The sequence below is a fragment of the Patulibacter sp. SYSU D01012 genome, assembly GCF_017916475.1.
Lineage (GTDB): Bacteria > Actinomycetota > Thermoleophilia > Solirubrobacterales > Solirubrobacteraceae > Patulibacter.
This window is the reverse complement of record NZ_JAFMTB010000001.1, coordinates 1,039,175-1,050,859: the sequence shown is the minus strand read 5'-3', so window position 1 is coordinate 1,050,859 and position 11,685 is coordinate 1,039,175. Positions and strand designations below refer to the sequence as shown.

The following is an 11,685-nucleotide window of genomic DNA, read 5'->3' as shown; positions in this document are numbered from 1 at the left end:
GCGAGCGGGCGGGATTGCGGATCGGGTGGCCGGGGTACCCAGGCGCACGTGCCTCTCCTGCCTGCCGCCCGTGGGGATCTGAGCGCCGCCGTCCTGGACGCCCTCGTGGGCGCCCCGCCGGCCGTCGGCGACGCCGATCCCTTCGCCGGGGTCGCGGTCCCCTCGCCGGAGGACCCGTTCGGCGACGAGGACCTCCAGCTCGCGCTCTACGTGCTCTACGAGCTCCACTACCGGGGCTTCGACGGCGTGGACGACGACTGGGAGTGGTCCCCGGCGCTCCTCGGGCTGCGCGCGCGGCTCGAGGCGGTCTTCGAGGCCGGCCTGCGCCGCCTGGTGCCGCCGACGGACGAGCGGCCGACGGCCGAGGACATCGACGTCGTCCTGCGCGACATCGCCGACGACGACGAGCCGTCCCTGTCGAAGTTCCTGGGCCGCGAGGCGACGCTCGAGCAGTACCGCGAGGTGCTCGTCCACCGCTCCGCGTACCAGCTGAAGGAGGCGGACCCGCACTCGTGGGCGATGCCGCGCCTGCACGGCCGCCCGAAGGCGGCGCTCGTCGAGATCCAGGCGGACGAGTACGGCGGTGGGCGTCCCGACCGCATCCACGCGCAGCTCTTCGCCGACGCGATGGAGGCGCTCGGGCTGGACGCGACGTACGGCGCGTACCTGGAGCGCATCCCCGCCTCGGCGCTGGCGACGGTCAACCTGATGTCGTTCTTCGGCCTGCACCGTCGCCTGAAGGGCGCGATCGTCGGCCATCTGGCGCTGTTCGAGGCGACGTCCTCCGTCCCGAACGGCCGCTACGCCGCCGGCCTGCGCCGCCTGGGCCGCGACGACGCCGCGGCGACGGAGTTCTTCGACGAGCACGTCGAGGCCGACGCGGTCCACGAGAGCCTGGCCACCGTCGACCTGGCCGGCGGCCTGATCCGCCAGGATCCCGCGCTCGCCGCGGACGTCGTCTTCGGCGCCCGCTGCCTGTCCGTGCTGGAGGGCCGCTGGGCCGCCGGCATCCTCGAGGCCTGGCAGGCGGGCCGCTCCTCGCTGCTGCGCCCGCTCGACGCCGAGGCGGTGGCCGCATGAGCGACGAGACCCGCATCACCGCGTACCGCGACGGACCGCTCATCGTCCGCGGGCCGTTCCGCCTGGAGGACCAGGACGGCCACGAGATCGACCCGGGCCGCGAGGTCGTCGCGCTCTGCCGCTGCGGCCGCTCCCGGATCCGTCCCTTCTGCGACGGCTCCCACAAGCTCGTGCGCTTCCGCGCGCCGAGCCCGCGCGAGGACCGGCGCACCGTGCCGCCCGCGCGCGCCGCCGGGGACTGACCCCCGGCGGGCCCGGCCCGCCGCCCCTCCTCCCCGAGCGCTCCGTCCAGCCGCCCGCCGCGACCCGGCGGGCGGTGCTCGTCGGCGGCGCGGTGCGCGCGGGACCCGCCCGCGCGCCGCATCGGGCGGGCGGGCGGGCCGACGGCACGGCGGCCCTCGGCGCGCGACGGGATCGGCCCGCACGGACGGGACGCACGACGCGTCCCGGGCGGGGGTCGAAAGCACTTCTCAACGGCGCGTTTCGCCCCTGCGGCAGGCGGCCTGCGGGCCTGCGAGAAGTGTCTTCTGGTGATTCCTCCGCCCGTGGGGTTTCGGGGTCCTCGGACGGGGTATCCAGCCGGCATGCGCCCGACCGAGGTCCCCGCCGCCCGATGATCGTCCTGGGCGTCAACGCCGTCTTCCACGACCCCGCCGCGGCCATCGTGGTCGACGGCCGCATCGTGGCCGCCGCCGAGGAGGAGCGCTTCTCCCGACGCAAGCACGGCAAGCCGTCCGTCCCGTTCTCGACCTGGGAGCTGCCCGAGCAGGCCATCCGCTTCTGCCTGCGCGAGGCCGGCGTCCGCCCCGAGGACCTCGACGCCGTCGCGTACTCGTACGACCCCGCGCTCGCGCCCGCGACGGACGACGTGATCCAGGACGAGTGGGAGGGCCTGCGCACCCTCTACGTCCAGCGCGCCGGCCTGTTCCTGCGCACCGTCATGCCGGGGTTCGATCCCGAGAAGGTCCGCTTCGTCCCGCACCACGTCGCCCACGCGGCGTCCGCCTACCTGGCGTGCGGCGAGGACGACTGCGCCACGATGGTCGTCGACGGCCGCGGCGAGCGCGGGTCCTACCTGGCGGGGAAGGTCACCGACGGCCGCCTGCAGCCGCTCGCCGACCAGGCGCTCCCCCACTCCCTCGGCCTGCTCTACGAGGGACTGACCGAGCACCTGGGCTTCCACCGCGGGTCGGACGAGTACAAGGTGATGGCGCTCGCCTCGTACGGGCGCCCGCGCTTCGCCGACGCGCTGGCCGAGCACGTCCACGTGACCCCCGACGGCGGCTTCCGCGCCGCCGGCGTCGACTTCGAGCGCTTCGCGCCCCGCATCCCGGCGGGGCAGGAGGTCCGCCCGGACAGCCAGGCGCACGCCGACCTGGCGTCGAGCGTGCAGCGGCGCGTCGAGGACGTGCTCATCGAGCTCGCCACCGGCCTGCACGAGCAGACCGGGGCGCGCACCCTCGCGATGGCCGGCGGCGTGGCGCTGAACTGCGTGGCCAACAGCCGCCTGCACCGCGAGACGCCCTTCGAGCGGATCTGGGTGCAGCCCGCGGCGGGCGACTCGGGCACGGCGCTCGGCGCCGCCCTGTACGTGGCGCGCGAGCTCGGCGACCGGCCCGGCCCCTTCACCACGCCGGACCTGGGCTGCGGCTTCGACGACGCCGAGCTGGAGGCGTCGCTGCAGCGCGCCGGGCTGCCGTACGAGCGGCCGGACGACCTCGCCGGCGCCGTCGCCGACATCCTCGCGGACAACGGCGTCATCGCCTGGTTCCAGGGCCGCAGCGAGTTCGGTCCGCGCGCGCTCGGCCACCGCTCCCTGCTGGCCGACCCGCGCCACACGGACAACCTCGAGCGGATGAACGACATCAAGGGGCGCGAGCAGTTCCGCCCCGTCGCGCCGATGGTCCTGGCCGACCGCGCGGCCGAGATCTTCTCGGGCGGCCCCCTGCCCAGCCCGTACATGCTCTTCACGCACGACGTGGCCCCGGAGTGGCGCGACCGCATCCCGACGGTCGTGCACGTGGACGGCAGCGCCCGCGCCCAGACCGTGGACGAGCGCGACGAGCCGCTGATGGCCGCCGTCCTGCGGGAGTTCGACGCGCGCACCGGCGTGCCGGTCCTCGTCAACACGAGCCTGAACACCTCGGGCCGCCCGATGGTCGACGACCCGCAGGACGCGATGGAGCTCTTCGGCTCGGCGCCCGTGCAGGCGCTCGTGATCGGCCCCTTCGTCGTGCGCCGCGCCGCCCTGGCCGCGGGCCGTCCGCCGCTGGCGCTCGCGGACGAGGAGGCGGCGTGAGCGGCGGGGAGGCCACGCCCTCCCCGCGCTTCGACGTCGTCGTCCCGACCGTCGGCCGCGCGACGCTGCCGGCCACGCTGGCCGCGCTGACGCCCGCCGTGCCGCGCGGGCTCGGCCAGGTGCTGCTCGTCGACGACCGTCCCGGCGCCGACGCGACCGACCCGGTGGTCGACCGGGACGCGCTGCCGGCCGGCCTGGGCGAGCGCGTGCGGATCCTGCGCAGCGGCGGCCGCGGTCCCGCGGGGGCGCGCAACGTCGGCTGGCGCGCCGGCACCGCCCCGTGGGTCGCCTTCCTCGACGACGACGTGCTGCCGCCCGACGGGTGGGCCGCCGCGCTCGCCGCCGACCTGGACGCCGCCGCCCCCGACGTCGCCGGCGTGCAGGCGCGTCTGGTCGTCCCGCGGCCCGCGGGGCGGCGTCCGACGGACCAGGAGCGCTCCGACGGCGCGCTCGAGGACGCGGCGTGGGCCACGGCCGACATGGCGTACCGGCGTGAGGCGCTCGAGGCCGCGACCGGCTTCGACGAGCGCTTCCCCCGCGCGTACCGCGAGGACGCCGACCTCGCCCTGCGGCTCGAGCGCGCGGGCTGGCGCCTCGCGCGCGGCGCGCGCGTCTGCGTGCACCCGCCGCGCACCGCCCCGTGGCACGCGAGCGTCGGCCGGCAGCGCGGCAACGCCGACGACGCCACGATGCGCACGCTGCACGGCCCGGACTGGCGCGCCGCCGCCCGCGTGCCCCGCGGCCGCCGCCGCGTGCACCTGGCCACCGTCGCCGCCGGCGCCGCCGCCGCCGGCCTGGCCGCCGCCGGGCGCCCGCGCGCCGCGGCGCTCGCCGCCGCCGGCTGGGCGGCGTCGACGGCGCAGTTCTCCTGGACCCGCATCGCCCCCGGGCCGCGCACGCCGCGCGAGACCGCCGCGATGGTCGCCACCTCGGCCCTGATCCCGCCCGCCGCCGCGTGGCACTGGGCGCGGGGCTGGGTCCGCGTGGCCCGGATGGACGACCGCGCCCCGCTGCCGGCCGCCGGCCCGCGCCCCGCGGCGCCGGCCGCCGCCGACCCGCGGCCCGCCGCCGCCGCCGTGCCGCAGGAGGCCGCGGCCGGTGCCTGAGTCCCCCCGCCGCCCGGGCCGGCCCGACGCCGTCCTGTTCGACCGCGACGCCACGCTCGTCGTCGACGTCCCGTACAACGGCGACCCCGACGCGGTCGTCCCGATGCCGGGGGCGCGCGAGGCCCTCGACCGCCTGCGCGCGGCCGGGATCCCCGTCGGCGTGGTCTCGAACCAGAGCGGCATCGCCCGCGGGCTGATCACCCGCGAGCAGGTCGAGGCCGTCAACGCGCGCGTCGCCCGGCTGCTCGGCCCGCTCGACCCGATCGTCTTCTGCCCCCACGGCCCCGACGACGGCTGCGCCTGCCGCAAGCCGGCGCCGGGAATGGTCCTCGAGGCCGCGCGCCGCCTGGGCGTCGATCCCGCCCGCTGCGCCGTGGTGGGGGACATCGCCGCCGACGTCGGCGCCGCCGCCGCGGCCGGGGCGCGCGGGATCCTGGTCCCCACCCCGATCACGCTCGAGCCCGAGGTCGCCGCGGCGCCCGAGGTGGCGCGCGACCTGGCCGAGGCCGTCGACCTGCTGCTGGCGCCGGCGCAGGTGCCGGCGTGAGCGGGACGCTCCTCACCCGCCTGGACAGCCTCGGCGACGTCCTGCTCACCGGCCCCGCCGTGCGCGCCGCGGCGCGCACGGGCGGCCCCGTGACGCTCGTCGTCGGGCCGCGCGGCGTGCCCGCCGCGCGGATGCTGCCCGGCGTCGACGAGGTCGTGGTCTTCCACACGCCGTGGATCGACGCGACCCCAGGCCCCGTCGACCGCGCCGGGATGGACGACCTGGTCGCCCGCATCGCCGCGATCGCGCCCGACCGGGCGGCGATCCTCGGCTCGTTCCACCAGAGCCCGCTCCCCACCGCCCTGCTGCTGCGGCTGGCCGGCGTGCCCGAGATCGCCGCGGTCAGCGTCGACTACCCCGGCACCCTCCTGGACCACCGGCTGCGCGACCCCGGCGACGTGCACGAGGTCGAGCGCAGCCTGCTCGTCGTCCGCGCCCTGGGCCTGGAGCCCGACGACGACCCCCGCATGGCCGTCCGGCGCGACCCGGCCGCGCGGCCCGACGCCCTGCCCGACGGCGACTACGTCGTGGTGCATCCGGGTGCGTCGGTGCCGGCCCGCGCCTGGGCGCCCGAGCGCCACCGCGACCTCGTCCGGGCGCTCGCGGACCGCGGCCACCGCGTCGTCGTCACCGGCGGGCCCGACGAGACGGCGCTCACCGCCGTCGTCTCGGACGACGGCGCCACGGCGCTCGACCTCGGCGGCCGCACCGACGTGCCGGGGATGGCCGAGATCCTCGCCGGCGCGCGCGTGGTCGTCGTCGGCAACACCGGACCCGCGCACCTGGCCGCGGCGGTCCGGGTGCCGATCGTCTCGCTCTTCGCCCCCACGGTGCCGGCCGCGCGCTGGCGCCCCTGGGCCGTCCCGCAGGAGCTGCTGCACCTGCCGGTGCCGTGCGCCGGGTGCCGGGCCACGACGTGCCCGGTCCCCGGCCACCCCTGCCTCGACGACCTGCCGGTCGACGAGGTCGTCGCGGCCACGGAGCGTCTGCTCCGCGGTCCGGCGGCGGGGCCGGCCACGAGTCCCGACCTGGAGGTCACCCGATGATCATCTCCCTGGTGTCCGAGCACGCGAGCCCCCTCGCCGTGCTCGGCGGCGTCGACGCCGGCGGCCAGAACGTCCACGTCGCGGCGCTCGCGTGCGCCCTGGCGCGGGAGGGCCACGAGGTGGTCGTCCACACCCGCCGCGACGACCCCGCGCTGCCCGCCCGGGTCCCGTTCGCGGACGGCGTCGTCGTCGAGCACGTGGACGCCGGCCCCGCGACGACGCTGCCGAAGGACGACCTGCTGCCGCACATGGCCGCGTTCGGCCGCAGGCTGCGCGAGAGCTGGTCGGTGCCCGGCCGTCGTCCCGACGTCGTGCACGCGCACTTCTGGATGTCGGGCCTGGCCGCGGTCGAGGCCGCCCGTCCGCTCGGCGTCCCGGTCCTGCAGACCTTCCATGCGCTCGGCGTCGTCAAGCGCCGCCACCAGGGCGCCGCCGACACGAGCCCGGCGGCGCGCGCCACGCTCGAGCCCGAGCTGGCGCGCACCGTCGACCACGTGCTCGCCACGTGCAGCGACGAGGTCTTCGAGCTGCGTCGCCTGGGCACGCCGCGCGGGCGCATCACCGTCGTGCCGTGCGGCGTCGACCTGACGCGGTTCACGCCCGACGGCCCCGCCGAGGCGCGCGCGAACGACCGCTTCCGCATCCTCGCCGTCAGCCGCATGGTGCCGCGCAAGGGCATCGGCGACCTGATCACCGCCCTGCCGGGCGTGCCGGGGGCCGAGCTCGTGATCGCGGGCGGGCCGGACCGGGAGCGGCTGGACACGGACGAGGAGGCCGTCCGGCTGCAGCACCTGGCGCGCACGCTCGGCGTCGCCGACCGCGTCGACTTCCGCGGGCGGGTCGCCCGCGAGGACCTGCCGACGCTGCTGCGCTCCGCCGACGTCGTCGGCTGCGTCCCCTGGTACGAGCCGTTCGGCATCGTGCCGCTCGAGGCAATGGCCTGCGGCGTGCCCGTCCTGGCCAGCGCGGTCGGCGGGATGATCGACACCGTCGTGCACGGCGAGACGGGGTGGCACGTGCCGCCCCGCGCCCCCGACGCGATCGCCGCCGAGTTGCGGCGCGTGATGGCGGCGCCGGAGGAGCGGGTGCGCTGCGGCGTCCATGGCGCCCGCCGGGCTGCCCGCCGCTACGGCTGGGACCGGATCGCCCAGAGCACCCTCGAGGCGTACGACCGCGTGCTGCCGGCAGAGCGCCGGGCCGCGGCCACCGCCAGCCGTCGCGAGCGGGCGGTGACGTCGTGAGGGCCGGCGACGCGGCGGACGCGCTCGTCGGCGCGATCCGCGACAGCCAGGAGGTCCTGGACGAGGTCGAGGCGTGGGGCACGGCGATCGCCGACCTGTGCCTGGGCGGCGGGCGCCTGCTCGTGGCCGGCAACGGCGGGAGCGCGGCGGAGGCGCAGCACCTGACCGCCGAGCTCGTCGGCCGGTTCGAGACGGAGCGGCGACCGCTCAGCGCGCTCGCCCTCCACGCCGAGACGTCGTCGCTCACCGCGATCACGAACGACTACGGCGCCGACCAGGCGTTCGCGCGGCAGGTCCGGGCGCACGGCCGGGCCGGCGACATGCTCCTGCTGCTCAGCACGTCCGGCGAGAGCACCAACCTGGTGGCGGCCGCCGCGGCGGCGCGCGAGCTGGGCGTGGCGACGCTGGCGCTGACCGGCCCGGGACCGAACGCGCTGGCGACCGCCTGCGACCGTGCCGCGCTCGTGCCGGCGCCGCGCTCGGCGACCATCCAGGAGATCCACCTGCTGGCCGTGCACGTCCTGTGCCGCGCCGTCGACGCCCGGGTGGCCGAGGTCTCCGCCGCGGGCCTGGGCGTCGCCTACGACGGCGTGCCGGTGCGCGGCGTCGCCGACCTGGCCCGCCGCGCGCTCGGCGGGATCGCCTCGATCCGTCAGGAGCCCACCCGATGACCCGCCTGCTCGTGGTCGGCGACGCCCTGCTCGACGTCGACATCGAGGGCAGCGCCGACCGCCTGTCGCCCGACGCGCCCGTCCCGGTCATCACGGCCGAGGAGCACCGCCCCCGCCCGGGCGGCGCCGGCCTGGCGGCCGTGCTCGCCGCGCGCGACGGCGCCGACGTCACGCTCGTCACCGCGCTCGGCGACGACGAGGACGGCCGCCGCCTGCGCGCCCTGCTCGCCGACGAGGGCGTGGCCGTGCACGACCTGGGCCGCGACGGCGACACCGTCTCGAAGACGCGCATCCTGGCCGGTGGCCGCCCGGTCGCGCGCCTGGACCGCGGCACGCCCGGCGTCCCCCACGACCTGGCGGACTCCGCGGCCGTGGGCGACCACGACGCCGTGCTCGTCGCCGACTACGGCCTGGGCGTCTCCGCCGCCGAAGGGGTCCGGGCGTTCCTGTCCGCCCGCCTGGCCGCCGGCGTGCCGGTCGTCTGGGACCCGCACCCGAAGGGCAGCGAGCCCGTCGCCGGGATCACCCTCGTCACGCCCAACCTGAAGGAGGCGCGGGCGTCCGCCGGCGACGGCCCCGAGGGCGAGAAGGCCGTGCCCGCCGCGTGCCGCGCCGGCGAGGAGCTGGCCGGCCGCTGGGAGGCCGCGCACGTGTGCGTGACGATCGGCGAGGGCGGCGCGGTGCTGACCGCCCCGGGCGCGGCCCCGCTCGTCGTCGGCCCGCCGCGCGTGGCGACCGGCGACCCGTGCGGCGCCGGCGACCGCTTCGCGTCGCGCCTGGCGCTGGCCGTCGGCGACGGCAAGGCGCCCGAGGACGCGGTCCGCGCGGCCGTCGCGGCCGCCGCGGCGTTCGTCGACGCGGGCGGCGCCCGTGCGGCCGGCGGCCTGCCCGTCCAGCCCGCCGCCCCGTCCGGCCCGGCCGCGTCCGTGACCCGCGAGAGCGCGGCGCTCGAGCTCGTCGAGCGCGTCCGCGCCCGCGGCGGCACCGTCGTCGCGACCGGCGGCTGCTTCGACCTGCTCCACGCCGGCCACGTCGAGTCGCTGCAGGCCGCGCGCGAGCTCGGCGACGCGCTCGTCGTGTGCCTGAACTCCGACGACTCCGTCCGGCGCCTGAAGGGCCCGGAGCGGCCGATCATCCGCGAGGAGGACCGGGCCGCCGTGCTCGGCGCCCTCGCGTGCGTCGACGCCGTCGCCGTGTTCGCGGAGGACACCCCCGTGGCGCTCCTGGAGCGCCTGCGCCCCGACCTGTTCGTCAAGGGCGGGGACTACCGGCCCGAGGAGCTGCCGGAGACGCCCGTGCTCGCCCGCTGGGGCGGCCGCGTCGTCACCGTGCCGCTCAAGGCGGGCCGTTCCACCACATCCATCCTGCAGGAGGTACGCCGTGTCGCATGACGACGTGGGCACCGTGTTGATCACCGGAGGGGCGTCCGGCCTGGGCGCCGCCTTCGCCGAGCTCGTGCGCGAGGAGGGCGGCACGCCCGTCGTCCTCGACGTCAACGCGCCGGCCGGGGGCATCGACCACGAGATCGTGGACCTCTCCGACGGCCGCGCCACCGAGGCGGCCGTGGCCCGGGTCGTCGAGCGGCACGGCGACCTCTTCGGCGTCCTCTGCGCCGGTGGCACCGACAAGTGCGGCCAGCTGACCGACGTCGACGGCGAGACGTGGGAGAAGGTCGTGGCGGTCAACCTGTTCGGCACCGCCGCCGTCGCCCGCGCCGCGCTGCCGTCGCTCGAGCGCTCCGGCGGCACGCTGGTGACCGTCGCGTCGACGCTCGGCTTCCGCGCGCTGCCCGACGCCACGGCGTACTGCGCGAGCAAGTTCGGCGTCGTCGGCATGACCCGCGCGCTCGCCGCCGAGACGGCCGGCCGGGTCCGCGTGACGCTGCTCGTCCCGGGCGGGATGCACACGGCGTTCTTCGACGACCGGCCCGAGCAGTACAAGCCCGCCCCCGGGCAGGAGCTCAACGACCCGCGCAACACGGCCGCGGCCGCGCTCTTCGCGATGCGCCAGCCGGGGACGTGCGAGATCCGCGAGCTCGTCGTCACGACGTCGCAGGAGGGCTCGTGGCCCCCGTAGGCCGCGAGCCTGCCGCCGAGCGTCCCGACGCCTCCCCCGCCCCGCGCGCCGTCGTCCTGCGCGCGCTGGGGCTGGGGGACCTCCTCACCGCCGTGCCCGCCCTCCGCGGGCTGCGGCGGGCCCTGCCGGGGCACCGGATCGAGCTGGCGGCCCCCGCGGCCCTCGCGCCGCTGGCCGCCCTCTCCGGCGCCGTCGACGAGACGGTCGCAGTGCCGTCCCTCGTCACCCTCCCCGACCCCGTCCCGCCGCTGCCCGCGCGCCTGCACGGCGCGGAGGTCGCGGTCAACCTGCACGGCGCCGGCCCGCAGAGCCACGAGCTGCTGCGGGCCACGCGGCCGAGGCGTCTGATGGCGTTCGCCTGCGGCCCGTTCCCCGACGGCCCGGCGTGGGATCCCGACGAGCACGAGGTCGAGCGCTGGTGCCGGCTGCTCGGCGCCCACGGCGTGCCGTGCGACCCGCACGACCTGCTGCTGCCGCGGCCCGAGGGACGCGGCGGGGGCGGCTCGCGCAGCGGGGGCGGCTCGCGCGACGGGGGCGGCTCGCGCAGCGGGGGCGGCTCGCGCGACGGGGGCCGCGGAGGTGGCGGGCACGCCGCGGGTGGTGAGGGCGCCGGCAGCGGCGAGCACGCCGCGCGCGGCGCCGTCGTGCTGCACCCGGGTGCGGCGTCCGGGGCGCGGCGCTGGCCCGTCGAGCGGTTCGCGGCGGTCGCGCGGGCACTGACCGCGGCCGGCGAGCGGGTCCTCCTCACCGGCTCGCCGGCCGAGGCCGGGCTCGCGGCCGAGCTCGCCCGGCGCGCCGACCTGCCGGACGGCGCCTGCCTGGCCGGCCGCACCGACGTGCTCGGCCTGGCGACCGTCGTCGCCGACGCGGCGTGCGTCGTGGCCGGCGACACCGGCGTCGCGCACCTCGCCACGGCGATGGGCACCCCGTCCGTCCTGCTGTTCGGCCCGACGCCGCCGACGGCGTGGGGCCCGCTCATCGGCCGCGACCCGGACGCGCCGCGCCACCTCGTCCTGTGGGCCGGCCGCACCGGCGACCCGCACGCCGACGCCCCCGACCCGGGACTGCTCGAGATCACGCCGCAGGCCGTGCTCGACGGCGTGCGGCGCGTGCGGGCGACCGGTCCGGCACGGCGCGACGGCTGACGGGGCGGCGCATGGCGGGCGGGGGCGCGTTCGTCCTCGGGGCCGGATACCGGCCCCCAGCCGGAACGCGCCGGCGGGCGCGGCCGCGTTCTCCCTCAGGGCCGCATGCCGGCCCTGAGCCGGAACGCGCCGGCGGGCGGGGCCGCGTTCTCCCTCGGGGCCGTATGCCGGCCCTCAGCCGGAACGCGCCGGCGGGCGGGGCCGCGTTCTCCCTCAGGGCCGCATGCCGGCCCTCAGCCGGAACGCGCCGGCGGGCGCGGCCGCGTTCTCCCTCAGGGCCGGATACCGGCCCTGAGCCGGAACGCGCCGGCGGGCGGGGCCGCGTTCTCCCTCAGGGCCGCATGCCGGCCCTCAGCCGGAACGCGCCGGCGGGCGGGGCCGCGTTCTCCCTCAGGGCCGCATACCGGCCCTCAGCCGGAACGCGTCGGCGGGCGGGGCCGCGTTCGCCCTCAGGGCCGCATACCGGGCCTCAGC

11 protein-coding genes are annotated in these 11,685 nt (G+C 78.4%); all 11 read left to right on the top strand.

The genetic code is table 11. The features are described 5' to 3' along the window. The first annotated feature begins 48 nt into the window (after positions 1-48). The 11 genes from J3P29_RS04660 (at position 49) to J3P29_RS04610 (ending at position 11,211) form a co-directional block, all read left to right on the top strand. Positions 49-1,080 (top strand): iron-containing redox enzyme family protein, encoded by a 1,032-nt coding sequence (locus tag J3P29_RS04660; RefSeq protein WP_210491866.1) that lies wholly within the window; start codon positions 49-51, stop codon positions 1,078-1,080. After that, positions 1,077-1,322, top strand: coding sequence for a CDGSH iron-sulfur domain-containing protein (locus J3P29_RS04655; protein ID WP_210491865.1), 246 nt, complete (start codon positions 1,077-1,079; stop codon positions 1,320-1,322). Before J3P29_RS04660 ends, J3P29_RS04655 begins: the two co-directional genes overlap by 4 nt. 371 nt (positions 1,323-1,693) lie before the next feature. Further along, a complete protein-coding gene (locus J3P29_RS04650; RefSeq protein WP_210491864.1) occupies positions 1,694-3,379 on the top strand; it encodes a carbamoyltransferase C-terminal domain-containing protein in 1,686 nt (561 codons plus the stop codon). Further along, positions 3,376-4,485, top strand: a complete 1,110-nt coding sequence (locus J3P29_RS04645; protein WP_210491863.1) for a glycosyltransferase — start codon at positions 3,376-3,378, stop codon at positions 4,483-4,485. Before J3P29_RS04650 ends, J3P29_RS04645 begins: the two co-directional genes overlap by 4 nt. Continuing rightward, positions 4,478-5,032: an HAD family hydrolase gene (locus J3P29_RS04640; RefSeq protein WP_210491862.1), complete on the top strand. Its 555-nt coding sequence runs from the start codon at positions 4,478-4,480 to the stop codon at positions 5,030-5,032. The genes J3P29_RS04645 and J3P29_RS04640 overlap by 8 nt, the downstream gene beginning before the upstream one ends. After that, a complete protein-coding gene (locus J3P29_RS04635) occupies positions 5,029-6,078 on the top strand; it encodes a glycosyltransferase family 9 protein (protein ID WP_210491861.1) in 1,050 nt (349 codons plus the stop codon). The genes J3P29_RS04640 and J3P29_RS04635 overlap by 4 nt, the downstream gene beginning before the upstream one ends. Then, entirely contained in the window at positions 6,075-7,319 is a 1,245-nt protein-coding gene (locus J3P29_RS04630) for a glycosyltransferase (RefSeq protein WP_246851424.1), read from the top strand. The genes J3P29_RS04635 and J3P29_RS04630 overlap by 4 nt, the downstream gene beginning before the upstream one ends. Before the next feature lie 56 nt (positions 7,320-7,375). Continuing rightward, positions 7,376-7,990: an SIS domain-containing protein gene (locus J3P29_RS04625; RefSeq protein ID WP_282599997.1), complete on the top strand. Its 615-nt coding sequence runs from the start codon at positions 7,376-7,378 to the stop codon at positions 7,988-7,990. Continuing rightward, entirely contained in the window at positions 7,987-9,381 is a 1,395-nt protein-coding gene (rfaE2, locus tag J3P29_RS04620) for a D-glycero-beta-D-manno-heptose 1-phosphate adenylyltransferase (protein WP_210491858.1), read from the top strand. The genes J3P29_RS04625 and rfaE2 overlap by 4 nt, the downstream gene beginning before the upstream one ends. A gap of 4 nt (positions 9,382-9,385) precedes the next feature. Then, complete coding sequence (locus J3P29_RS04615; RefSeq protein ID WP_210491857.1) at positions 9,386-10,066, top strand: SDR family oxidoreductase; 681 nt, start codon at positions 9,386-9,388, stop codon at positions 10,064-10,066. Beyond that, positions 10,054-11,211: a glycosyltransferase family 9 protein gene (locus J3P29_RS04610; protein WP_210491856.1), complete on the top strand. Its 1,158-nt coding sequence runs from the start codon at positions 10,054-10,056 to the stop codon at positions 11,209-11,211. The genes J3P29_RS04615 and J3P29_RS04610 overlap by 13 nt, the downstream gene beginning before the upstream one ends. Positions 11,212-11,685 lie beyond the last annotated feature (474 nt).